The following is a 25,023-nucleotide window of genomic DNA, read 5'->3' as shown; positions in this document are numbered from 1 at the left end:
GTCCGCCGCCCAATCCCGCCTTCCCTATGCGCCCGCTCGGCCCTACAGTCTCCCCAACGAAAAGGGAGGTCGATTGCGCATCCTGCTGGTCGAGGACGCCGAGGATCTGGGCGATGCCATGGTGGCGAGGCTGCGCAGCTCCGGCCATGCCGTGGAATGGCTGCGCGACGGCACGCTCGCCTCCGAGCGCCTGCGCGAGGAAACCTTCGACGCGGTGGTGCTCGACGTGATGCTGCCGGGCCGCGATGGCTTCGCCATCCTGTCCGATCTGCGCCGGGCCGGCCACGGCACCCCGGTGCTGGTGGTCACCGCCCGCTCGGAGGTCGACGACAAGATCAGCCTGCTCGACCTCGGCGCCGACGACTATCTGGTCAAACCCTTCGATCTGCGCGAATTCGAGGCGAGGCTCCGTGCGGTGATGCGGCGGCCGGCCGGCATGCGCGCGAGCACCATCGAGGTCGAGGCCCTGACGATCGACCTCGCGGCGCGCACGGTCGCGATCCAGGGCAAGCCCATCGATTGCGGGCGACGCGAATTCCGCCTGCTCGAAATTCTCGTCGCCAAGCTCGGCCAGGTGGCGCCGAAGGAACGGCTGATGGACCAGGTGTTCAGCCTGGACGACGAGGTCACGGTCAACGCCCTGGAACTGCTGGTCTCGCGGCTACGCCGCAAGCTGCAGGGTGCCGGCATCGAGATCGTGACGATGCGCGGCGCGGGTTATATGGCGCGGCGGCATGACGGTCCCTGATCCCGTCACGCCCGTGACCGTCGCATCCGCACCCGTCTCCCTGGCGACCACCGCGCGCGCAACCGCCTCGATCCGCCGCCGCGTGCTGGCCGCGGCCCTGCTGGTGCTCGCCATCGCCGCGCTCGCCTTCATCGTCTTCATCCATTCCTATGCCCGCCGTGCCGCCGACCAGGCCTATGACCGCCTCCTCACCGCCTCCGCGCTCACCATCGCCGGCGCCGTGCTGGTCGAGGAAGGCCGTGTCACCGTCGAACTGCCCTATGCGGCCCTCGCCATGCTCGGCTCGGGGGGCGACCGCATCTATTACCAGGTCGAGGCTCCCGATGGTGCCCTGGTCACCGGCTATGGCGATCTCGCCGAGGAATTGCCGGCCGTGCGCTCGGCTGAAACCGCCTTCGCCGATTCGCGCTATCACGGCGAACCCGTGCGCGTCGCCAGCATCGGCCGCCTGATCTCGGCTAGCAGCGCCGCCGGCTGGGTGACCATCCGGGTCGCCGAAACCCGCGGGGCACGTACCGCTCTCGCCTCGGAAATCGTCTCGCGGGCGGTGCTGCCGCTGATCGGCATCCTCGTGCTCGCCTTGGCCCTGGTCTGGTTCGGCGTGCAGCGGGCCTTCGCCCCGCTCACCACGGTGGAGGCGGCGCTGCGCGATCGCGCGCCGCAGGATCTTTCCCCTCTCACCGTGCCGGTACCGATAGAAGTCAGCCAGCTCGTCGCCGCCCTCAACGATTTCATGCGCCGCCTCGCCAGCGTGATGAACGCGCTGTCGGGCGTGGTCGCCGACGCCGCCCATCAGGTGCGCACCCCCCTCGCCTCCCTGCGCGCCCAGGCCGAAGTGGCGCTGGACGAAAGCGACTACCAGGCCCTGCACGAGCGTGTGTCCAAGATCCATCGCAACGCCGTGCATGCCAGCGAGCTCGTCAGCCAACTCCTGATGGAGGCGACGCTGACCCACCGGCTCGAGAGCCGCGAATCCGCCCTCATCCCCATCGCCGACATCGTCGAGGATGTCGCACGCCGCTTCGATCCGGACGAGACCAGGCGGCTCACCGTGACCGTCGCGCCCGCCCTGGCCGGCGCCCGTCTCATGGGCGACCGCCTCGCCTTGCAGGAAATGCTGCGCAACCTCGCCGGCAATGCCCTGCTCTATGCCCCTGATAGCGTGGTGGAGATCGTGGCTGATACGGCGCCGGGCGAACGCTTGCTCATCATGGTCCGCGACCACGGCCCGGGCATTCCCGATACCGAGAAGGACATCGTGCTCCAGCGCTTTCAGCGAGGGAAGAGCGGTGCCGGCACCGTGGGCTCGGGGCTCGGTCTGCCGATCGCCCGCACCGTGGTGCAGGCCCATGGCGGCAGCCTGTCATTGCACGACCGGCCCGGCGGCGGGCTGGAGGTCCGTCTCGAATTGCCGCTGGTGCCGGTACAGGCGAGAGGGCGCGCCGTCCTCAGACGCGGCATGGCGGCGCTCGCTCTGGCCCTCGGCATCGCCATCGGCGGCGGCTGGAACGACACGGCCCAGGCCGCGGCCAAGCTCTATCCGGCGCCGGTGCCCGGCGGGCCAACACTCTCGATCCTCGGCACCACCGACACGCCGCAGTTCGAATTGCTGATCCACGACTTCCAGGAACTGCGCCCCGACGTCAGCGTGCGCTATGAGGAGACCGACACGCTGCCGCTCTATCAGCGCACGCTGGAGAGCCGGCTGGATATCGATGTCGATCTATTGGTTTCCTCGGCGGCCGATTTGCAGGTCAAGCTCGCCAATGACGGCCACGCCCTTGCCCATGCCTCGCCCTTGCTGCCGGCCCTACCGGCCTGGGCCAGTTGGCGTTCCGAAATCTTCGGCTTCACCTTCGAGCCAATCGTCATCGTCTACAACCGCACCCAGGTGCCCGACGGCCAGGCCCCGCACTCCCATCTGGCTCTCACCGAACTCCTGGAGAAAGAGACAGAGCGCTTCCGCGGCAAGGTCGCGACCTACGACATCGGCCAGAGCGGGGTCGGCCATCTGCTGGCGGCGCAGGATGCCCAGATCTCCTCGAATTTCTGGCGCCTGACCCGCGCGCTCGGCCGGGCCGATGTCAAGCTCTCCGGCTCCAGCCCGGCCATCCTCGAGGGTATCGCCTCGGGTTCCCTGGCGCTGGGCTACAATGTGCTGGGCTCCTACGCCTACGCACGCCAGCGCTTCGACAAGCGCATCGGCATCATCATTCCCGACGATTACGCCCTCATCCTCACCCGGGTGATGCTGGTGCCGCGCTGGGCCAACCAGCCCGATCTCGGGCGTGCCTTCATCGACTATGTCCTCTCCCCCCGGGGCCAGGCGGTGGTGGCCGGCCAGGCCGCCCTCGGCTCGATCGTGCCCGGCACGCCGGGCGGCTGGACGGCGGAACGCATCAGCGCCGCCTCGCGCGGCGTGCTGCAGCCGATCACGCTCGGCCCGGCCCTGCTGGTGGCGCTCGATCAGGAGCGCAAGGCCCGTTTCCTGGCGACCTGGCGCCAACTCGTCACCGACGGCTCGCGCTGACAGGTCGCTGACAGGAATAGTTGCTATCGTCTCTGCAACCGGACCTTGCAAGGCCCGGAGCGAGACGTGGGACCAGGGGGGACGGCTGCTCATCGAGCGGCCCGTGGGCATGTATCCATTCCTCCTTTCCTACCGACACGATCATGACAAGGCGGCTGGCCCGCCAAAGCGTTCTGCGATTTGCCGCCGTGCTTCAAATCGCAAAGACGCGTCGGAAAAAAGCGTTGGAGCAAACAAGCGTTCAGCCATGAACGCGCTTGCTCAAGGAGGAAATGATGAAGAAACTCTTGCTTGCCTGCGCCACCGCGGGCGCCCTGGCTTTTTCCAGCCTCACAGCTCTTGCCCAGACGGCGGGATATGAGATCATGGCTCCGGCAGCGCCGGGCGGCGGCTGGGACCAGACCGCCCGCACCATGCAGATAGCGCTGCGCACCGAAAAGATCGCCCGCAACGTGCAGGTCAACAATGTCGCCGGCGCCGGCGGCACCATCGGCCTGTCCCAGTTCGTCAACCAGTCCAAGGGCAGCCCCTCCGCACTGATCGTCGGCGGCTATGTCATGGTCGGCGCCATCCTGACCAACAATTCCGCCGTCAGCCTCGCCGACGTCACGCCGATCGCCCGCCTCACCGGCGAGAGCGAAGCCATCGTCGTGCCGGCCTCCTCGCCGATCAAGACACTGGGTGACCTGGTCGAGGCCCTGAAGAAGGATCCCGGCGCGGTATCCTGGGCCGGCGGCTCGGCAGGCGGCACCGACCACATCACTGCGGGCCTGTTCGCCAAGGCCGTGGGCGTCGATCCCTCCAAGATCAATTATGTCGCCTTCGCCGGCGGCGGCGAAGCCGTCGCGGCCGTGCTCAGCGAGCAGGTGACGGCCGGCATTTCCGGCTATGGCGAGTTCGAAAGCCAGATCAAGGGCGGTGCGCTGCGCCTCCTCGCCGTCTCCGGCACCAAGCGCATCGACGGCGTCGATGCCCCCACCTTCAAGGAAGCCGGCGTCGACGTTGCCCTGGAGAATTGGCGCATGGTCGCGGCCGCGCCCGGCATCACGCCCGAGCAGAAGGCCACCATCACGGCCGATATCGAGAAGATGGTGAAGTCGAAGACCTGGCAGGACACGCTCAAGACCCGCGGCTGGACCGACACCTATCTGTCCGGTGATGCCTTCGACGCCGCGCTGAAGAGCGACATCGCCGCCACCGGCACGGTGCTCAAAGACATCGGCCTGGTCAAATGAGCAGCGCCGGGAGCAAGACGGAGCGCGGGCGTCCGCCCGGCTCCACCGTCGCCGGGCTGGTGATCGCAGCCAGCCTGGTGATATCAGCCGTCGTCATCGGCACGGACGCGGCCATGCTCAACACCAAGGTCGCCAGCGACCCGCTCGGGCCGGCTGCCTTCCCCTACGCCGTCGCGGCGGGATTGCTCGTCCTCGCCGTCGCCACGCTGGTATCGGCCCTGCGCGGCAAGACGCCGGCGCCGGAGGAAAGCCAGGATTTCACGGCGGTCGCCTGGGTGATTGCCGGCCTGCTGGCGCAGATCCTGCTGATCGCGGTCAGTGCCGGCTTCTCGCTGGCCAGCGGCCTGCTGTTCGGGCTGGCCGCCCGCGGCTTCGGCAAGCCGCTCTGGCTGGCCTGCCTGGTCGGCGTGGTGCTGTCCTTCCTGACCTGGCTGGCTTTCTCGCAGCTCCTGCAATTGTCACTGCCGCAGGGACCGCTGGAACACGCCGTCTCCGCGCTCCTGAGCAATTGATTCCAGGATCGGCCTCCCGGAGCAAAGCCCGCTTCAACGCGTAGGCGCCATAGCTCCACCTCTCATTGTTCCGGAATTCTTGTTGTTTCGACGTGGCTTTGCGGTTCCCGGCGATCTCGCCGGCTCGCACGACACTTCAGGCTAGGACCCTTCGATGCAGACATTCGGTCATCTGGTCGACGGATTGGCGGTCGCCCTGCAACCGTTCAACCTCATCTGCGCCTTCATCGGCGTCACGCTGGGCACGCTGATCGGCGTGCTGCCCGGCATCGGCCCGGCGCTGACTATCGCCCTGCTGCTGCCAGTGACCTTCCAGCTCGACCCTTCGGGCACCGGCGCGCTCATCATGTTCGCCGGCATCTACTATGGCGGCATGTATGGCGGCTCGACCACCTCGATCCTGCTCAACACGCCGGGCGAGAGTTCCTCGATGGTCACCGCCGTCGAAGGCAACAAGATGGCTAAGGCCGGGCGGGGTGGCCCCGCTCTGGCGACGGCTGCCATCGGCTCCTTCGTCGCCGGCCTGCTGGCGACGCTGGCCTTGGCCTTCATCGCGCCCTGGGTGGTCAAGTTCGCCCTGGCCTTCAAGTTCATCGACAAATTCGCCCTGATGGTGCTCGCTTTCGTCACGGTGTCGGCGGCGTTCGGCAATTCGGCGCTCAGGGGCCTGACCTCGCTGTTCATCGGCCTCGTCATCGGCCTGATCGGCAAGGATATCGTCAGCGGCCAGAACGGGCGCCTGACCATGGGCCTTGCCGATCTGCGCGGCGGCGTCGAGGTCACCATCCTCGCCGTCGCCCTGTTCGCCATCGGCGAGGCGCTGGCAGTGGCGGCCACCCACCAGCTCAGCACCGGCACGGTCGAGGCGATCAAAGGCTCGCTCTGGATGAGCAAAGAGGACTGGCGGCGTTCCTGGAAGCCCTGGCTGCGCGGCACCTTGTTCGGCTTTCCGATCGGAGCGATGCCGGCGGGCGGCGCGGAGATCGGCACCTTCCTCTCCTATGCCGCCGAGAAGCGCCTGGCGGAAAAACCCGAGGAGTTCGGCCATGGCGCCATCGAGGGTGTCGCTGGACCGGAGGCTGCCAACAACGCCTCGGCCGCGGGCACGCTGGTGCCGTTGCTGACGCTCGGCCTGCCGACCTCGGCGACCGCCGCCGTCATGCTCGCCGGCTTCCAGCAATTCGGCCTGCAGCCGGGAGCCCAGCTCTTCACTTCCAATCCGGAGCTGGTCTGGGGTCTGATCGCCAGCCTGCTGGTCGCCAATTTCATGCTGCTGGCGCTGAACCTGCCGCTGGTCGGCCTGTGGGTGAAGCTGCTGTCCATCCCGCGCCCCTGGCTCTATGCCGGCATCCTGCTGTTCGCCACGCTCGGCACGCTGGCGTCCAATCCCTCGCCGGCCCAGCTTGCCATGCTGCTCGCCTTCGGCCTGATGGGCTACGGCCTCAGGCTCTACGACTATCCGATCGCGCCCGTGGTGGTGGGGCTGATCCTCGGGCCGCTGGCCGAAGAACAGCTTCGCAAGGCGCTCCAGCTCCATCAAGGTTTCTTCAGTTCGGCACCGGCAGTGATCCTCTTCGGCATCGCGGCCCTCGCTTTGGTCGTTCCCGCCTATATGCGCTGGCGCGGACGCGGCAAGGTCCTCACCCAGCTCGCCGCTTCCGAGGATTGAAATCACGTTCCGGCAGCCATGCCGGAACGTTACTTTTCTTTCATCTCGACTTGCAGTACACCACCCGCACCAGGCCGGGCCCCTCTGGCAGTTCCCAATGCGTTGAGTTCTGGGAATTGTGATGTCGGACTGGAGCAAACAGAGCGGTCCCGGCGCGTCGGCGTCCCCCTAGCGCCCCAGGCTTCCCTCCTGGCTCGAATCGGCACCGCTCTCCCGCACCGGAACGAGAGAGCCCTCCTCCATGCCTGATATTTTTGCCATCCTGTCGGAAGCCGTTTCGGTCTCCTCCATGGTTGCCCTCGGCCAGGTCATCCTGATCGACCTGGTCCTGGCCGGCGACAACGCAATCGTCATCGGCCTAGCCGCCGCCGGCCTTCCCAAGGAACAGCGCACCCGCGCCATCCTGATCGGCATCGCCGCCGCCACCGTGCTGCGCGTATTCTTTGCCGCCATCACGACCCAGCTTCTCGCCATCGTCGGCCTGCTTCTCGCCGGCGGCATCCTGCTCCTGTGGGTGTGCTGGAAAATGTGGCGCGAACTGCGCACCAGCCACAGCGAGGAGGCTGCCGCCCAGCATGCCCTCGACGGTGAGAACGGCAATGGCGAGACCAATGGCACCCCACGCAAGAGCTTCGCCCAGGCTGCATGGCAGATCGTGATCGCCGACGTCTCGATGTCGCTCGACAACGTGCTGGCCGTTGCCGGCGCGGCGCGCGACCATCTGTGGGTGCTGATCTTCGGCCTGATCGTCTCGATCGCGCTGATGGGCATTGCCGCCAGCCTGATCGCCCGCCTGCTCCATCGTTATCGCTGGATCGCCTATATCGGCCTGATCGCCATCCTCTACGTCGCCGGCGACATGATCTATCGCGGCGTCCAGGAAGTCTGGCCCAAAGTTGCACCCCTGATGCAATAAGACTGGCAAGCACGAACGATCTACGATCGGACGCCAAAGGCCGGCAGCAATGCCGGCTTTTTGTGGCCAATCACGCCCCGGAACCTGGGCGATGATGAGCGCCCCTCATCAGGAAATCAGGCTCCAACACGCAATTCCCATTCCCAGTTGAGTGTTGGAGCTACTTTCATATCCTATTGAAATATAAAGGATATTGAGAAAAATATCAAAATTGATCTCGGCCTTGAACCGTTTGCGTCCCCATTTCTTCTGAGGTACGTTCCCGAAAGATCGAGACAGGTAGAACCATGGCGCGGGCAACGGTGCACGATCTGGCAAGTGCGGCAGGCGTGAGCCTCGCCACCATCGACCGCGTGCTCAATCGCCGCGGCGGCGTACGGCCGGCGACGATCGAGAAGGTCGAGCAAGCCATGGCCCGGCTGAACTATCGCCGCGACATGGCGGCGGCCATGCTGGCCAAGCAGCAGGAATATCGCTTCGTCTTTCTCGTTCCCGTCGGCGTAAACACCTTCATGCGCAACCTGGCAAACGAGGCCACGCGCTTGTCCGAACTCAACGCCGCCGATCGCATCAACATCCGCATCATCGAGATCCCGCCCTTCGACGATGGCAAGCTCGCCGAAATCCTCAACGGGCTCGACAGCGCCGATACCTCTGGCGTGGCCGTGGTGGCCACCGAAAACGCCCAGGTGCGCCAGGCCATCGACCGCCTGGCCGAGCGCGGCATTCCGGTGGTGACGCTGGTGTCCGACGTGCCGGCCTCGCGTCGCTCCCACTTCGTCGGCATCGACAACAGCGCAGCCGGGCGCACCGCCGGCTCCCTGATGGGCCGTTTCCTGCGCGGCCACTCGGGACGGATCGCCGTGCTTGCCGGCTCGATGCTGCTGCGCGACCATGTCGAGCGCCATTTCGGCTTCGAGCGCGTGCTGCGCACCGAATATCCCGATCTCGTCACCCTGCCGGTGATCGAAGGCCTCGACAATGGCGCCATCGTCGAGGAGGTGCTCGGCGCCCTGCTCGACCGCCATCCCGACGTCATCGGCCTCTACAGCCTCGGCGGCGGCAATCGCGGGGTGATCGCAGCCTTGAACAAGCGCCATGCCGGCGCTCGCATCTGCGTGATCGCCCATGAACTGACGACCCATTGCCGCGAGGCCCTGATCGACGGCACTTTCGACGCCATCCTCAACCAGGACCCCGGCCATGAAGCGCGCAGCGCCATGCGCGTGCTGCGCGCCCTCACCGACGGCCAGCCCATCGACCAAGGCCAGGAGCGCATCCGCATCGACATCTATCTCAGGGACAACCTGCCCTGAGGCCCGTCACGCCGCTCGCGAAAACACCATCATGAAGTTGACGTCGGTGTCGCGGCTGAGCCGCCATTCGTCCAGCAGCGGATTGTAGATCACGCCGCAGCGGTCGAGTTCGGCCAGACCTTCCGGCGTCACCGCGTCCTCGATCTCCGCCGGCGTGACGAACTTGTTCCAGTCATGCGTGCCACGCGGCACCCAGCCCAGCACCTTCTCCGCTGCGACGATGGCCAGCGCATAGGCCTTCATGGTGCGATTGAGAGTGGCGATGAAGAGGAGGCCTCCGGGTTTCACCAGGCCTGCGCATGTCTTCAGGAAGGCGGCGGGGTCGGTGACATGCTCGACGATCTCCATCGCCAATACCACGTCGAAGCGCTCACCGGCCGCTTCGAGATCCTCCGCCGCCAGGATGCGATAATCGATGGCGAGGCCCGATCGCGCGGCATGGACCCTGGCCATCTCGACATTGGTCGCGGCCATGTCGACGCCGACGACCTCGCCCCCGAGCTTGGCCAGCGGCTCGCTGAGCAGGCCGGCACCGCAGCCGATATCGGCGAGCTTGAGGCCCTTCAGACCGTCCAGGGCGACGGCGGAACGGCCGAAATGCCCGGCGATCTGATCCCGCACATAGCGCAGGCGCACCGGATTCAATCGGTGCAGCGCCCGCATGGTACCGCGCGGATTCCACCAATCGGCCGCCATCGCCTCGAAACGTTCGATCTCCTTGGGATCGACCGAAGAACCCGTGCCTGTTGCGCTCATTGCCTGTTTCCCGGAGTAAAGCGCGTTTGGACGGAAACGCTCGTTTGCTCCAGCTCCTTGTTTCCAAGCCAATCCAATGGATCGGCTAGAGCGTCCTGCGATTCCTACCGATTCCGTCAATTCGCAAGAGGCCGTTATCGCGATGGTGCGGAAACACCTAAATCGAGGCTCCGCGCCTGCCTCTGTGGCCCCGATCTGCCCCTAAGGCAACCTCATTAACAATGCGCCGTTCTCTTTCTCGATATTGTCATCGCAATTTGGCAATTTCCGTCGTGCCTGGACTTTGAGCGGCCTTAATTTCAGCTATGGTCACCAAGGCCGCATCGACCGGGCAAAGCCGGCCTTCCCAGGACGAGGATTTCTCGTCCTGGGAAGGCCGGCACGGTGTTCGGCTGATGTGGAATTTCCGAGCCCGTCGACGGGCGGGTTCGGAAATTCCACAGAGCGCCGCAAGCAAGCGGCGTAGCAAGAAGGGATGAACGAGATGGCGTGGCGCGATGATGAAGCCCGGGCGGCCCTGATCCACAAGGCAGCAAGGAGCCTTCAGCCAGGCAAGACACCCCCCACTTTCGCCGAGGTGCTCTTCGGCCGAACCACCCTCGAGGATCTCGCCACGCATGACGCCGCCTCGCTCGCCTTTCTGGCCGAGCAGGCCTGGGACCATGTGCAGCGCCGCACGCCCGGCCAAGCCGATATCCGCGTCGTCAATCCCGACATGCCCGACGGCCGCGAAATTTCGGTCATCGAGATCCTCAACGACAACATGCCCTTCTTGTTCGATTCCACCATGGCCGAGCTTTCGGAACGCGGAATCGAGGCACAATTGGTTGCCCATCCCATCATCGCGCTGGAGCGCGATGCCCAGGGCAAGCTCCTGCAGTTCTTCGGCGACGCCCTGCCGGAGGGCAGCAAGGGCGTGCGCGAGAGTCTCATCCACATCCATATCGCCCGCATCGATTCGGATGCCGACCGGCAGAACCTGATCGACGGACTGACGCTGGTGTTCAACGACGTCGGGGCCTGCGTGAGAGACTGGCGCGCCATGCGTGACCGGGTGGAGCAGGCGATCGAATCCTTCCGCACCAACCCGCCGCCTCTGCCGGTCGACGAGATCGCCGAGGCAAACCAGCTCCTGCAATGGATCTGCTCCGACAACTTCACCTTCCTGGGCCTGCGCGAATACCGTTTCTCCACCGACAGCGACGCTTCCGACGAGGTCAGCGAGGGCGAAGGCCTCGGCATCCTCAGGGACCCCGAGGTCAAGATCCTGCGCCGCGGCACCGAACTGGTGGTGATGACGCCGGAAATCCGCGAATTCATGCGCGAGCCGACGATCCTGATCGTCACCAAGGCGAATGTGAACAGCCGCGTCCACCGCCGCGTGCGCATGGACTATATCGGCGTCAAGCTCTACACGCCGGACGGACGGGTCGAGGGCGAATTGCGTGTCGTCGGCCTGTTCACCTCGGCGGCCTATACGCGCTCCGTGCGCCAGATCCCCTATGTCCGCCACAAGGTCGCCCAGGTGCTGCAGCGCGCCGGGCTCGACCCGCAAAGCCACTCGGGCAAGGCAATCCTGCATATCCTCGAGGAATATCCGCGCGACGAGCTCGTTCAGGTCGATTCCGAGACGCTCTACAATTTCGCCATGGAGATCCTGCTGCTCTATGAGCGCCCGCGCCTGCGCGCGCTGGTGAGGGCCGACAAATTCGACCGCTTCGTCTCCATCCTCGTTTTCATTCCGCGCGAGAAATACGACACCGACGTGCGCATCGGCATCGGCAATTATCTGGCCAACGCCTATAAGGGCCGCCTTTCCGCGTCCTATGCCGCCTTCCCTGAAGGTCCGTTGGCACGCGTGCACTACATCATCGGCCGCTACGAGGGCGACACGCCCCTCATCGAACGCTCGGCGCTGGAAGCCGGTATCAATGCCATCGCTACCAATTGGGGAGACAAGCTCAAAGCGGCCCTGACCGGCACCACCGACGGCATGCGCGCCCGCTTGCTCGGCAACCGCTATGCCAATGCCTTCACCGGCGGCTATCCCGAGACATTCTCCACCGCCCAGGCGATCGCCGATATCGGCGTGATCGAGAAACTGACGCCCGCCCGTCCCGTGGCGATCCTGGTCTATCGCCTGGAGGAGGACGACACGCCCACGCGCTGCGGCCTCAAGGTCTTCTCGCAGGGCGCGCCAATGTCGCTGTCCTATCGCGTGCCAGTGATCGAGAATCACGGCCTGCGCGTGGTCGACGAGCGTACCTACGAGATCACGCCATCAGCCAAGCCGGCCCCGGCTCCGGTCTGGCTCCACGACATGACGGTGGAGACCAATGACGGCGAGCCGATCCCGCCCGGCATCGACTTCCAGCACCGCCTCGAGGCCTCGATCATGGCGGTGGTCGGCGACTACGCCGAATCCGACGGCTACAACGCCCTGATCCTGCGTACATCGCTGGGCTGGCGCGAGATCTCGGCCATCCGGGCCCTGTCGCGCTATCTGCGCCAGATCCGCGCGCCCTTCAGCCAGGACTATATGTGGGAAACGGCGCGCAAGAACCCGCGGATCACCGCCAGCATCGTCGCCCTGTTCCGCGCTCGCCACGACCCGCGGCTGACGGCCACCGATGCCGAACGCGCCGCACACGAAACCGAGATCGTCGGCGAAATCGAGGAGCAACTGCAGTCTGTCTCCTCGCTCGACGAGGATCGCATCCTGCGTCGCTTCACCAATCTGGTGCAGGCGATCATGCGCACCAATCTCTGGCAGGTCGGCCCTGACGGCCAGCCCCGGCCGGTGATCAGCTTCAAGTTCGAATGCCGCAAGGTCGAGGGCCTGCCCGCTCCCAGGCCCCTTTACGAGATCTTCGTTTATTCGCCGCGGGTGGAGGGCATCCATCTGCGCTTCGGCAAGGTGGCGCGCGGCGGCCTGCGCTGGTCGGACCGCCCCCAGGATTTCCGCACCGAGATCCTCGGGCTGGTCAAGGCACAGCAGGTCAAGAATGCCGTGATCGTGCCTGTCGGCGCCAAGGGCGGCTTCGTGCCCAAGCGCCTGCCGCCGCCGGCCAATCGCGATGCCTGGCTGGCCGAGGGCACGGAAGCCTACCGCATCTTCATCCGCTCGCTGCTCGAACTCACCGACAATCTGGACGGCGACAATATCGTGCCGCCCGACAACACCGTGCGCCATGACGGCGACGACCCCTATCTGGTGGTCGCGGCCGACAAGGGCACCGCCACCTTCTCGGATACGGCCAACGCCATCTCCCTCGAGAAGCACCATTGGCTGGGCGACGCCTTCGCTTCGGGCGGCAGCCAGGGCTATGACCACAAGAAGATGGGCATTACCGCCCGCGGCGCCTGGGAGGCCGTGAAGCGGCATTTCCGCGAGCTCGGCACCGATATCCAGGTGGAGCCCTTCACGGCCGTCGGCGTCGGCGACATGTCGGGCGACGTCTTCGGCAACGGCATGCTGCTGTCGCCAGCCACCAAGGTGGTCGCCGCCTTCGACCATCGCGACATCTTCATCGATCCCTCGCCCGATCCGGTCGCCAGCCATGCCGAGCGGCTTCGCATGTTCAACCTGCCGCGCTCGAGCTGGCAGGATTACGACAAGTCGCTGATCTCCAAGGGCGGCGGCGTGTTCTCGCGTTCGCTCAAGGCCATCCCGCTTTCCGCCGAAATGCGCGCTCTGCTGGATCTCGACAAGGCCGAGGCGACGCCCACCGAGGTGATGACGGCGATCCTCAAGGCCCGCGCCGACCTGCTCTGGTTCGGCGGCATCGGCACCTATATCCGCGCTGCCAGCGAGACCGACGACCAGGTCGGCGATCGCGCCAACGATCCCATCCGCATCACCGGCGCCGATATCAGGGCTCGGGTGATCGGCGAGGGCGCCAATCTTGGCGCCACCCAGCGCGGCCGCATCGAGGCGGCGCAGAAGGGCATCAAGCTCAACACCGACGCGATCGACAATTCCGCCGGCGTGAACACCTCGGACGTCGAGGTGAACATCAAGATCGCCCTGGCCCGGCCCGAGCGCGACCAGCGCCTGACAGAGGCCGATCGCAACATCCTGCTCGCTGCCATGACCGACGAGGTCGGCACGCTGGTGCTGCGCAACAACTATCTGCAGACGCTCACGCTCTCGCTCTCCGAACGCAAGGGCGTGACCGAGACCGGCTTCCTCACCCGCCTGATGCAGTCGCTCGAACAGCGCGGCCTGCTCGACCGCGCGGTGGAATTCCTGCCCGACGACGTCGCCATCGCCGAACGCACCCGCCGCGGCCAGGCGCTGACGCGGCCGGAGCTCGCCGTGCTGCTCGCCTATGCCAAGCTGACGCTCTATGATGACCTGCTCGCCACAAGCGTGCCTGATGACCCCTATCTCGCCCGCGAACTGACGGTCTATTTCCCGCCCGAGATACAGAACAAGTTCCCCGACGCCGTCGAAAACCATCGGCTGCGGCGGGAGATCATCGCCACCAATCTCGCCAATGGCATCATCAATCGCGGCGGTCCCGCCAGCGTGGTGCGCCTGAGCGACGAGACCGATGCCGACGTCACCGCCATCGCCATGGCCTTCGCCGCCGTGGATGAATCCTATGGCCTGCGCTATCTCTACGATGCCATCGATGCCCTGGATAACCGCATCGACGGGCAGCTCCAGCTCAGCCTCTACGCCTTCCTGCAGGATCTCCTGCTCTCGCGCGTGGTGTGGTTCGTGCGCAACGTCGATTTCACGCCGGGGCTGGAAGCCGTAATCGCTCGTTTCGGCGCCGGTGTCTACGAGATCGCCGTCGGGCTCGACAGCTCCCTGCCCGAAGCAATGCAGGCGGCCCGCGTCAAGCGCGCCCGCGAATTGGTCGAGGGCGGCGTGCCCGAAGACCTCGCCGGCCGGATGGCCAATCTCGATCCCCTGGTCTCGGCGCCCGACATCGTCCTGGTGGCGGGCCGCACCGGCCGGGCCATCGGCGAAACCGCGGCCACCTTCTATGCGGCGGAGGCCAATTTCCAGCTCGACCGCATCGTCGCAGCCGCGCGCGCCGTGCCCGCCAACGATTATTTCGAGCGCCTGGCCATCGACCGGGCGATCGAACAGATCGCGGCGGCCGAGCGGCGCCTGGTCGCCGACATGCTGGCGACCGGCCAGTCCGGCCAGGCGGCCACGCAGGCCTGGCTTGAGGCCCATCCGGAAGCTGCACGCATCCGCAAATCGGTGGAAGAAATCGCGGCTGGTGGCCTGACCCTGGCCAAGCTTACCGTGGCCGCCAATATGCTGGGCGATCTCGTCAGGGAGTGACGAAGGCACGGTTTGAGAGCCAGTTGGCACTTGGATATTGCCGACTGCTCTCCACCGAGTTTAGTTCGGGCCTTCCTAGAGCAGCAGGATCACGGAGGTGTTTTTCGGCGCCTCGAGCCTGACGGTCAGCCGGCGCGGTAGAGGGCAACCGTGGCATGTACGCCGCGTGCGACGTGCCGGCTGATATCCTCCAGGTGGCGGCATAGACATAGCCAGACCCGCGCAGAGCCTATTGGCGGACGATGCCGTTTCTGCCCGATCCGGGTTTCGTCTACCGGATCTCGATCGGCTTGGCTTTCGAGCCGATATCCCTCAGCCCGTCCGCAGCGTCCGGGTAAAGCGCGGCGGATGCTTGGATTTGTTTAGGATTCCGCCAAGCGCGGCGCAATGTCATGGCGCCTCAAGACAAACAACGCCAACGCCACCAACGCCACGCAGCCATGAACCCAATAGGCTAAACCATAGCCGCCCAAATCGGTGAGCCAACCGGCAACGACGTTGCTAAGCGAAGCCCCGATGCCCTGCACGGTCATGACGGCAGCAAGACCGACATTGAAGCGGCCGGTACCAGAGAGAATGCGTTCTGCGGCGATGGGCGTGGCAATACCGATCAGGCCGGCCCCCACGCCGTCGAGAAACTGTACGGGAAAGACGAAAGCAAAGGATGGGAAAGTTCCCGCAATCGCACCGCGGATCGGCAAGGCTGCTAAGGCAACGATGAATACGGTGGCCAAGCCGAACCGTCTAATCAGCCAGGGTGCCATCAACGCCATGCCGATCATCGATAGTTGGGAAACACCCGTCGTGATGGCGGTGGTCCTGAACGGTGTGCCGAGTTGAATGGAGAAAGCCTGGGCAATCAGGCGGCTGATGGGTGCGTTCCCAAAATGAAAGATCATCAACACCAGGCTGAGCAAGATCAGGCCCTTGCTGCTGGCCAGCACTGAAAATCCGGAAGGTGCCTCCGATCCCTCGTGATGCGCCAGCCCGCGCGCGACCTGATGGTCGATCAGCTTCGGATCGATGGCCAGGGTCGCGGCAATCGTGGCAAAAGCGGCAAACAGCATGAGCCCGATGACGCCTTGGAGGCCGAACAGAAGCGTTCCCGCATAAATCGCCGCCAGGGAGGCAACGTTCCCCGTGTGGTTCCAGAACTCGTTTCGGGACACCTGACGGGGAAATCGTTCTTCCCCGACAAGCCCAAGCGTCAGGCCCATGAGCGCGGGGCCAATGATCGCGCCGACGACGGCCGTCGCGGATTGTCCCCCGAAGACCGAAAAGCCATTGGGGGTGGCCAGCGTCCATAGAGCCATCATCGTCACGAGGATAACGGGCAGGATGATCAATGTACGCTTGTAGGCCGATGCATCGACAAGCGCACCGAACAGAGGCGTTGTCATCATTCCCAACACGCCGCCGATCGTCGCGATCACACCGAGCGTGAATGGCTCCCACCCGCGCGTTGCGAGAAATCCGTCGAGAAAGGGCCCCAAGCCATCGCGAGCATCGGCGAGGAAAAAGTTCAAGATCGACAGGGCAATGAGGGAGTGACGAAACTCGGAGGAGGGAGTGGACGTCACGGCGGCTCCTGGAATCAAGTCTTTCAACAACGCGCCGTACAGAGAGCCAGGCGAGGAGACGAGGGGATTGTGCCAGCCCACCTCGTGCTTGGCAAATATAGGATCGGAGAGGCATACGAAATGCAATCGCTTTCGAACCCGCCTCGAGATGAGGCGCCGCGTTTCGAAGAACGGATATCCCCTCCGTCTCTTTCCTGCCTCACCGACGCGTTCTCTCATCGCGCCAGGTGATGCAGCACGATGCCGCTGGTGGTGGCGACATTGAGGGAGTCGAAGCCACCCCTCATCTCGATGCGGATGGTTCGCAGCCGGCTGAGAACACGTTCCGGCAGGCCCGGCCCTTCCGCGCCGAACAGCACGGCCTGCCGCCCGGCGGGCTCGATGTCAGCGAGGCGCTCCCTGCCGGCGGGGCTGGTGGCCAGCACCTCGAAGCCAGCCGCCAGCAGGGCGTTGCAGAGATCACCGATATCACCCGCCTGGGCGAAGGGCGTGAGCAGCGCCGCACCGGCCGAAACCCGGATGGCCTTGCGATAGAGCGGGTCGCAGGAGGCACCGTCGATCAACACGCCATCGAGACCGAAAGCAGCGGCATTGCGGAAGATGCCGCCCATGTTGTCATGATTGGCGATGGCGGAAAGACCGACGAACAGGGCCGTCTCCGGCGCCGAAGACAGCAGCGTGTCGACCGCGAGCCCCTCGCCCCTCAATCCTATCGCCAGGATGCCGCGATGCATGGGAAAGCCCGCAATGCTGTCGAGAACAGCGCGTGAGGCGATGTAGACGGGGATCCCCGCCGGCACCTGCGCAAGAAGGCCGGCCAGCGGCTCGGCTCGACTCTCCGCGATCAGGATGGATTCGATGGCAAAGCGTCCCAGGGTAAGCGCGGTGTGCAGCACCACTTCACCTTCGATGACGAAACGCCCGCCCCGGCCCTTGAGGTCGCGCTCGCGAATGTCGCGATAGGTCTCGATGCGGGAATCGGTGGGATCGTCGATGGCAAGAAGCATAGGCATGGCATCCGAAGAAACAGTACGGCTGGGACCGCGGACGTCTCAGCCCCATGAAGCCATGGGGCTGAGACGTCCGCTCTTGGAAACGCCTCGCATGCGGAATGGGAGGAGCGGACGGGGCGTCCGCGGTCCCCGCCACGGCGTCTTATTCGGATAGACGCATGCGACTGATGAAAAGCAAGCTCGAATGTCCTACATAGCGGGCATGACCACGCCTCTCCTGTTCGACCCCCACGCGCTGGCCCTGCATCGACGCCGCGCCGCGACGGCCCCGGCCGACTTCCTGCTGCGCCATGCCGCCGACGATATGGCCGATCGCCTTGCCGTAGTGCTCAGGCCGTTCGAACAGGCGGCAGAGATCGGCCCGCATTCGCCCGCGCTGGCTCAGGCGCTGCGTCCGCGGCTCGCCGCCAATTGGCAGGAGGTCGCCATCGGAGACGAGGTGCTGCACCTTCCGCCCGAAAGCATCGATCTCGCCCTGTCGGCGCTCGCCCTGCAATTCGTCAACGATCTGCCGGGGATGCTGAGCCAGATCCGGCGCGCCCTCCGCCCGGACGGGCTTCTGCTGGCCGCGCTCATCGGCGGCTCCACGCTCAACGAATTAAGGGCCGCCTTTTCGGAAGCCGAACTGGAGACCGAGGGAGGCATCTCGCCCCGCGTCGCCCCCTTTGCCGACGTGCGCGACATGGGCGGCCTCCTGCAGCGCGCGGGCTTCGCGCTTCCTGTCACCGACAGCGAGACACTCACCGTGCGCTACGACAATGCCTTCGCCTTGATGGCCGATCTCAGGGCGATGGGTGCGACCAATATGCTGGCCCAGCGCCGCAAGGCCTTCACCCGCCGCGCCACCATGCTGCGCATGGCTGAGATCTACGGTGAGCGCTTCTCCGATTCGGACGGGCGCATCCGCGCGACCTTCGAGATCATCTGGATCTCCGGCTGGGCGCCCCATGCAGGCCAGCAAAAACCGCTAAAGCCGGGTTCAGCCAAGACCCGCCTCGCCGACGCCCTGGGCGTGAAGGAATTCGGCGAAAAGGACGTCTGAGAATCTTGGCCTCGCGAGATCGAACCTACCTCGCCGGGATCATGTCGATCAGCATCGGGATCAGCGGCTCGTCGGCGGGCGGCATGGGATAGTCGCGCAGCTTCCTCGCCAGCACCCATTTCACCGCCTGGCCCTCGCGTCCATGCGGCGTGCCCTTCCAGCGCCGGCAGATCCACAGCGGCATCAGCAGGGTGAAATCCTCATAGCTATGGCTGGCAAAGGTGAGCGGAGCCAGGCACGGCTCTTCCACCTCGATGCCGAGTTCCTCGTGGAGCTCGCGGATGAGGCTTTCCTCGGGCCGCTCGCCGGGCTCGAGCTTGCCGCCCGGGAACTCCCACAGGCCCGCCAAGGCCTTGCCTTCGGGGCGCTGCGAGATCAGCACGCGCCCGTCGGCATCGACGAGGGCGCAGGCGGCGACGAGCAGAAGGCGCCGAGATACGAGAGGATTGGGCACGGGAGAATTGGTCACGAGCGGTAATCGCCATTGATGGCGACATATTCCTTGGTAAGGTCGCAGGTATAGACCCGGTCACTGGCCTCGCCGAGGCCGATATCGACTCTGATGGTGATCGCCTGCCCCTTCATATAGGCGGAGACCGCTTCCTCGTCATAGGACGGGTCGCGCTCGCCGTCGGCGGCGACGCGGATGTCGCCGAACCAGATGGCGAGCCGGTCGCGATCGGCTTCCTCGCCCGCCTTGCCCACCGCCATCACCACGCGGCCCCAATTGGCGTCTTCACCGGCTACCGCCGTCTTGACCAGGGGTGAATTGGCGATCGACATTCCGATGCGCCTTGCCGCCTGCTTGCTGGTGGCGCCGCGCACTTCGACGGTGATGAATTTGCGTGCGCCCTCGCCGTCCCGCGCCACCTGCTGTGCCAAGTCGAGCAGCACGCCGTCGAGCGCCTTGGCGAAACCAGCCAGGCGCGGGTCGGCGGCATCGGTCACGGGCGCGCCGCCGGCCTTGCCGGTGGCGAACAGCAGGAGCGTGTCGGAGGTGGAGGTGTCGCTGTCGACGGTGACCGCGTTGAAGCTGTCGACGACGCCCTTGGACAGAAGGCCCTGCAGCACGTTCCTGGCGATCGGCGCGTCGGTGAAGACGAAGGAGAGCATGGTTGCCATGTCGGGCGCGATCATGCCGGCGCCCTTGGCGATGCCGTTGATCGTCACCGTGGTGTCGCCGAAATCGACGCTGGCGGTCGCCCCCTTGGGAAAGGTGTCGGTGGTCATGATGGCGCGGCCGGCATCCTCGAAGGCACCGGGCGAGACGCGGTCGGCGGTCTCGACCAGCACGCCCCTGAACTTACCGGCATCGAGCGGTTCGCCGATCACGCCGGTGGAGGCGAGGTAGACTTCGCTCGGCCGGCAGCCAGCCGCCTCGGCGGCGAGTTCTGCCGTGAGCGCCACCGCTTCGGCGCCCTTCTTGCCGGTGAAGGCGTTGGCATTGCCGGAATTGACCACCAGGGCCCGGGCGCTGCCATCCCCGAGCGCGGCGCGGCACCAGTCGACCGGCGCCGAGGGGCATTTGGAGCGGGTGAACACACCGGCGGCCTGCGTGCCCTCGTCCATCAGGACAAGCAGCACGTCGGTGCGGCCCTTATAGCGGATACCGGCTTCGGCCGTGGCCATCCGGACCCCCGCTACCGGCGGAAGGTCGGGAAAACGAGCGGGAGCAAGCGGGGACAGCGGCGCGGCCTTGGCCATGGTGTTCCTCGAAAGAAGGTGTGCCGGTTGTCAGATCGGCATCGATAGAGCTGATGCTGCGATTGGCTCAGCCTTTGTCATTGTCGGGCTTGACCCGGCAATCCAATCCTCTCAAGGCGAAAACGCCGGAAGGGTGGATGCCCGGATCAAGCCCGGGCATGACAAAAGCTGGCGCCTTTTCATTATCGGTCCGGTACCGCAGGACCGACTTACTGAGCCGGAGCAGCCGGGGCCGGCGTGGCCGGAGCGGGAGCTTGCGCTGGGTCGTCCGCACCGGGGAGCTGCATGCTCCCGTCCGCGGGATCAGCCGGTGCCGCAGGCGGCTGCACGATCTTGGCGGCGGCGCGCAGCTTGGCGAAGACTTCCTGCTGCGTCTTCTGGGTCAAATAGTCAGTGATCTGCTGCTTGACGCGATCGAGAGCCGGCGGGGCCTGCGGGCGGCGCTCCTCGAGCTTGATGATGTGATAGCCGAACTGGCTCTTCACAGGCTGGGAGACCTCGCCAGGCTTCATGCCGAAGGCGGCCTCGGCGAATTCCTTGACCATGCGGTCCTTGGTGAACCAGCCGAGATCCCCACCCTGCTCGGCCGAGCCCGGATCCTTGGAGACTTCCTTGGCGACCTTGGCAAAATCCTCGCCTGCCTTCAGCCGCGCCTCGACCTTCTTGGCATCGTCCTCGTTTGCCACCAGGATGTGGCGGGCATGCACTTCGTCCTGGGCCGGGATCAGTTTGACCTGCTCGTCATAGGCCTTCTTGATCGCGTCCTCGGTCACGCCTTCCTTGACGGCCTTGGCGACCAGGGCGTCGATCAGGATGCGCTGGCGGTAGAAGGCAAGCTTCTTCTGCACCTCGGCTTCATCAAGCACCTTCTGCTGTTCAGCCGCATTGGCGGCCACGCGCAGATTGATGGCGGCATTGATGATGATGTCCTGACGCTTGGCCGGCGAGAGCTGGGGAGACAGGCTCGGCCCGATCTCCTGCTCCACGGCGTTGAGGTCGTCCTGGGTGATGGGCTGGCCGTCCACGCTGATGGTCGGGGTCGCCTGCACCGCGGGAGTCGCAGGATTGGGTTGGGCTGCCGGAGCCGGGGCGGCGGCAGGCTTCGCCGCGTCTTCAGCGTAGGAAGGCGCGGCAGCGAAGGCCAGGAAGGCAACGCTGGCGAGCAGGGTCGCGGCTGGACGCGCGCGGCGAAGTGACATCATGGGCAGGTTCCTCGAGAGCGGGGGCTGACCCGGAAACCGTCAGGCTCCGGACGGACGCTGTTTCGGCAACAGGCCCGCATTGCTCCTGATCCCGGGACGAACGCCTTCGCAGCGCTGATAGGACAGGAGAAAAGCAAGGTCAATGTCGCCGAATGGCCAGCGCTTCGCTCGCCTTTTAGGAAGGGCTGTCGTCAAAACTGTGACGGCGGAGCCTCGTATGTCACGAATGCCTCCCCGCGGAGGCATCCTGCCGCATTATTACGGATTTTTCAGCCGAATGTCCGTATCAAGGGGTGTCGTAGACCCTATGGTCGATTGACACCCCAAACCCCAATACTTAAGTGAGTCCGGCTGACGGGCTCTCGAACCACGGCTCGGCATTAGGACCATCGGTTCACAGAATTCATAAGGCAGCCTGATTCCCGCTGTACCGGTTTGCCCCAAGTTGCCGTATCGGGGGCATGCCGTCATGCTGGTGCCATCGCGCACGGCTGATGGAGGCGGGTTGCCTCACACCGAACATCGCCCGGGCGGTGTCCGGCTTCCGTTCCCCGGCTTTCGCGGCCGGGGTTGACACAATGGCCGAAGCCCCCTCTTCGGTCGGGTATCATGCCGCCGCGAGGCGCGAAGATTTGAAGGCCCTCTATGTTCGGCTCGCTCGCCAAGAAATTGTTCGGTTCCTCCAATGACCGTCGGCTGAAAGCCTACAATCCGAAAGTAGCCGCCATTGCGGCGCTCGAACCGGAAGTCGCTGCGCTGTCCGACGAAGCCCTGCGCGCCCGCACCGACGAATTCAAGGCTCAACTCGCCGCCGGCAAGACGCTCGACGACATCCTGGTGCCCGCCTTCGCCACCGTGCGCGAGGCGGCCAAGCGCGTGCTCGGCCAGCGACATTTCGACACCCAGCTCATCGGCGGCATGGTGCTGCATGAGGGTGCCATCGCCGAAATGAAGACGGGCGAAGGCAAGACCCTGGTGGCAACCGCCCCGGTCTACCTCAACGCCCTCGCGGGCAAGGGCGTGCATGTCGTTACCGTCAACGACTATCTCGCCAGCCGTGACTCCGAATGGATGGGCCGGGTCTATAATTTCCTGGGCCTGACCACCGGCGTGATCGTACACGGCCTCACCGACGAGGAACGCCACGCGGCCTATGCCTGCGACATCACCTACGGCACCAACAACGAGTTCGGCTTCGACTATCTGCGCGACAACATGAAATACGACATGGCGCAGATGGTGCAGCGCGGCCATGCCTATGCCATCGTCGACGAAGTCGACTCCATCCTGGTGGACGAGGCCCGCACGCCGCTGATCATCTCCGGCCCGCTGGAGGATCGCCCCGAGCTCTACCAGACCATCGACGCGCTGATGCCCGAGCTCGACAAGGACGACTACGAGCTCGACGAGAAGCAGCGCACCGTCAGCCTCACCGAGAAGGGCAATGAACGCGTCGAGCAGATGCTGACAGGTTCCGGCATGCTGCGCGAGGGTTCGTTGTATGACGCGGCCAACGTCACCATCGTCCATCACGTCAACCAGGCCCTGCGCGCCCACAAGCTGTTCACCCGCGACAAGGACTATATCGTCCGCAACAACGAAGTGGTGATCATCGACGAATTCACCGGCCGCATGATGCCGGGCCGGCGCTATTCGGAAGGCCTGCACCAGGCGCTCGAAGCCAAGGAGCGGGTGCAGATCCAGCCCGAGAACCAGACCCTGGCCTCGATCACCTTCCAGAACTATTTCCGCCTCTATGCCAAGCTCGCCGGCATGACCGGCACCGCCGCCACCGAGGCGGACGAGTTCATGGACATCTACAATCTCGAAGTGATCGAGATTCCGACCAACCGGCCGGTGCAGCGCATCGACGACGATGACGAGGTCTACCGGACGGTTGACGAGAAATACAAGGCGATCGTGCGCCTGATCGAGGAGTGCCGCCAGCGCGGCCAGCCCCTCCTGGTCGGTACCACCTCGATCGAAAAGTCCGAGACGCTGGCTGCCTATCTCGTCGGCCAAGGCTACAAGCAGCGCGACTTCTCCGATCCGAACGCCTTCGCCTCGCTCTATGATGGCGACCAGGGCACGGCCGAGGAGAAGGTCTTCGCCGTGCTGAACGCCCGCTACCACGAGCAGGAAGCGTTCATCGTCAGCCAGGCCGGCGTGCCCGGCGCCATCACCATCGCCACCAACATGGCCGGCCGCGGCACCGACATCCAGCTCGGCGGCAATGCCGACATGCGCATCAAGGTCGAGCTCGCCGACCTGGCCGAGGGAGCCGAACGCGAAGCGGCGGAGGTGCGGATCAAGGATCAGGTCGCCCGGCTGAAGGAGAAGGCCCTCGCCGCCGGCGGCCTCTACATCATCGGCACCGAGCGCCATGAGAGCCGTCGCATCGACAACCAGTTGCGCGGCCGCTCCGGCCGCCAGGGCGACCCCGGCCATTCGCGCTTCTTCCTGTCGCTGCAGGACGATTTGATGCGCATCTTCGGTTCGGAGCGCATGGACGGCATGCTGCAGAAGCTCGGCCTCAAGGAGGACGAGGCGATCGTGCATCCCTGGATCAACCGCGCGCTCGAAAAGGCGCAGCAGAAGGTCGAGGCGCGCAATTTCGACATCCGCAAGAACATCCTGAAATACGACAACGTGCTCAACGATCAGCGCAAGGAGATCTTCGAGCATCGTCGCGAGCTGATGGCGCAGGACTCCGTCGGCGAGACCATCGCCGATTTCCGCCATCTCGTCATCGACGAGCTGGTGCGGGCCCATGTGCCCGAGAACGCCTATCCCGAGCAGTGGGATACTGAAGGCCTGCACAAGGCGGTGAACGATGTGCTCAACCTCGACCTGCCGATCTCCGACTGGGCCAAGGAAGAGGGCATCGCCGACGAGGAGCTGACCCATCGCATCACCGAGGCGGCCGACAAGCACGCCGCCGAGCGGGCCGCCGGCTTCGGCGACGAGGTAACGCGCCAAGTCGAAAAGGCCGTGCTCCTGCAGACCCTCGACAATCTGTGGCGCGACCACATCGTCACGCTCGACCATCTGCGCCAGGTCATCGGCTTCCGTGCGATGGCCCAGCGCGACCCTCTGATCGAGTACAAGTCGGAAGGCTACCAGCTCTTCTCCGATCTGATGAACCGCTGGCGCGAGGACGTTACCCGCACCATGTTCCGCCTGCAGGTGATGCAGCAGCCGGAAGAACCGACCCTGCCGCAGATGTTCGGCCAGCATATCGACCCGCTCACCGGCGAGGACGAGTTCGCCATGGCCGGCTCCGGCTTCCCGCCGGCCCAGCTGAGTTCGCCTTTCCCTGTAGCGGACAGCCCGGCGCAACGCATCGTGGCGCCGGAGGACCGCAACCCCGACGATCCCTCGACCTGGGGCCGAGTCGGCCGCAACGAGGCCTGCCCCTGCGGCTCGGGCAAGAAGTACAAGCACTGCCACGGGCAGCTCGCGTAGGCACGCGCTGAAACCCCTCATCCCCCTGCC

16 protein-coding genes are annotated in these 25,023 nt (G+C 65.4%); 10 read left to right on the top strand and 6 right to left on the bottom strand.

Annotated elements, in window-relative coordinates; all coding sequences use genetic code 11:
- The first annotated feature begins 73 nt into the window (after positions 1-73).
- The 7 genes from ACN6KF_RS24135 (at position 74) to ACN6KF_RS24105 (ending at position 8,926) form a co-directional block, all read left to right on the top strand.
- Positions 74-748, top strand: a complete 675-nt coding sequence (locus ACN6KF_RS24135) for a response regulator transcription factor (protein ID WP_434959290.1) — start codon at positions 74-76, stop codon at positions 746-748.
- Positions 735-3,278, top strand: a complete 2,544-nt coding sequence (locus tag ACN6KF_RS24130; protein ID WP_434959289.1) for a sensor histidine kinase — start codon at positions 735-737, stop codon at positions 3,276-3,278. Before ACN6KF_RS24135 ends, ACN6KF_RS24130 begins: the two co-directional genes overlap by 14 nt.
- Before the next feature lie 275 nt (positions 3,279-3,553).
- The gene (locus tag ACN6KF_RS24125; protein WP_434959755.1) at positions 3,554-4,513 is read left to right on the top strand and encodes a Bug family tripartite tricarboxylate transporter substrate binding protein; all 960 of its coding nucleotides are present in this window, start codon (positions 3,554-3,556) and stop codon (positions 4,511-4,513) included.
- Positions 4,510-5,025 (top strand): tripartite tricarboxylate transporter TctB family protein, encoded by a 516-nt coding sequence (locus ACN6KF_RS24120; protein WP_434959288.1) that lies wholly within the window; start codon positions 4,510-4,512, stop codon positions 5,023-5,025. The genes ACN6KF_RS24125 and ACN6KF_RS24120 overlap by 4 nt, the downstream gene beginning before the upstream one ends.
- 154 nt (positions 5,026-5,179) lie before the next feature.
- Entirely contained in the window at positions 5,180-6,694 is a 1,515-nt protein-coding gene (locus tag ACN6KF_RS24115; protein WP_434959287.1) for a tripartite tricarboxylate transporter permease, read from the top strand.
- A 241-nt stretch (positions 6,695-6,935) separates the two neighbouring features.
- Complete coding sequence (locus tag ACN6KF_RS24110; protein ID WP_434959286.1) at positions 6,936-7,610, top strand: TerC family protein; 675 nt, start codon at positions 6,936-6,938, stop codon at positions 7,608-7,610.
- Positions 7,611-7,897: 287 nt separating this feature from the next.
- Positions 7,898-8,926 (top strand): LacI family DNA-binding transcriptional regulator, encoded by a 1,029-nt coding sequence (locus ACN6KF_RS24105; RefSeq protein ID WP_434959285.1) that lies wholly within the window; start codon positions 7,898-7,900, stop codon positions 8,924-8,926.
- A 6-nt stretch (positions 8,927-8,932) separates the two neighbouring features.
- Here ACN6KF_RS24105 and ubiG read toward each other — a convergent pair whose 3' ends face one another.
- Positions 8,933-9,682 carry a bifunctional 2-polyprenyl-6-hydroxyphenol methylase/3-demethylubiquinol 3-O-methyltransferase UbiG gene (ubiG, locus tag ACN6KF_RS24100; protein ID WP_434959284.1) on the bottom strand — a complete coding sequence of 250 codons (750 nt, stop codon included), beginning with the start codon at positions 9,680-9,682 and terminating at the stop codon, positions 8,933-8,935.
- A gap of 484 nt (positions 9,683-10,166) precedes the next feature.
- Between ubiG and ACN6KF_RS24095 the strand changes: the two genes are divergently transcribed.
- Positions 10,167-14,987 (top strand): NAD-glutamate dehydrogenase, encoded by a 4,821-nt coding sequence (locus tag ACN6KF_RS24095; protein ID WP_434959283.1) that lies wholly within the window; start codon positions 10,167-10,169, stop codon positions 14,985-14,987.
- 362 nt (positions 14,988-15,349) lie between these two features.
- On the opposite strand, the gene ACN6KF_RS24090 is transcribed toward ACN6KF_RS24095, so the two are convergent.
- Both ACN6KF_RS24090 and ACN6KF_RS24085 read right to left on the bottom strand, forming a co-directional pair.
- Positions 15,350-16,567, bottom strand: coding sequence for an MFS transporter (locus tag ACN6KF_RS24090; RefSeq protein WP_434959282.1), 1,218 nt, complete (start codon positions 16,565-16,567; stop codon positions 15,350-15,352).
- A gap of 215 nt (positions 16,568-16,782) precedes the next feature.
- On the bottom strand, positions 16,783-17,580 hold the full coding sequence (locus ACN6KF_RS24085; RefSeq protein ID WP_434959281.1) for a TrmH family RNA methyltransferase: 798 nt from the start codon (positions 17,578-17,580) through the stop codon (positions 16,783-16,785).
- 184 nt (positions 17,581-17,764) lie between these two features.
- On the opposite strand from ACN6KF_RS24085, the gene ACN6KF_RS24080 reads away from it, so the two are divergent.
- A complete protein-coding gene (locus tag ACN6KF_RS24080; RefSeq protein WP_434959280.1) occupies positions 17,765-18,622 on the top strand; it encodes a methyltransferase domain-containing protein in 858 nt (285 codons plus the stop codon).
- A 25-nt stretch (positions 18,623-18,647) separates the two neighbouring features.
- Here ACN6KF_RS24080 and mutT read toward each other — a convergent pair whose 3' ends face one another.
- The 3 genes from mutT to ACN6KF_RS24065 form a co-directional block, all read right to left on the bottom strand.
- Positions 18,648-19,091, bottom strand: a complete 444-nt coding sequence (gene mutT / locus ACN6KF_RS24075; protein ID WP_434959279.1) for an 8-oxo-dGTP diphosphatase MutT — start codon at positions 19,089-19,091, stop codon at positions 18,648-18,650.
- Positions 19,088-20,326: a bifunctional glutamate N-acetyltransferase/amino-acid acetyltransferase ArgJ gene (argJ, locus tag ACN6KF_RS24070; RefSeq protein ID WP_434959278.1), complete on the bottom strand. Its 1,239-nt coding sequence runs from the start codon at positions 20,324-20,326 to the stop codon at positions 19,088-19,090. The genes mutT and argJ overlap by 4 nt, the downstream gene beginning before the upstream one ends.
- A 209-nt stretch (positions 20,327-20,535) precedes the next feature.
- Positions 20,536-21,528: a peptidylprolyl isomerase gene (locus tag ACN6KF_RS24065; protein WP_434959277.1), complete on the bottom strand. Its 993-nt coding sequence runs from the start codon at positions 21,526-21,528 to the stop codon at positions 20,536-20,538.
- 645 nt (positions 21,529-22,173) lie between these two features.
- Between ACN6KF_RS24065 and secA the strand changes: the two genes are divergently transcribed.
- The gene (gene secA, locus ACN6KF_RS24060; RefSeq protein ID WP_434959276.1) at positions 22,174-24,993 is read left to right on the top strand and encodes a preprotein translocase subunit SecA; all 2,820 of its coding nucleotides are present in this window, start codon (positions 22,174-22,176) and stop codon (positions 24,991-24,993) included.
- Positions 24,994-25,023 lie beyond the last annotated feature (30 nt).

This window comes from Labrys methylaminiphilus subsp. lupini (assembly GCF_051161885.1).
In the GTDB taxonomy this organism is placed as follows: Bacteria; Pseudomonadota; Alphaproteobacteria; order Rhizobiales; family Labraceae; genus Labrys.
This window is presented reverse-complemented; position numbering and strand designations above follow the sequence as displayed.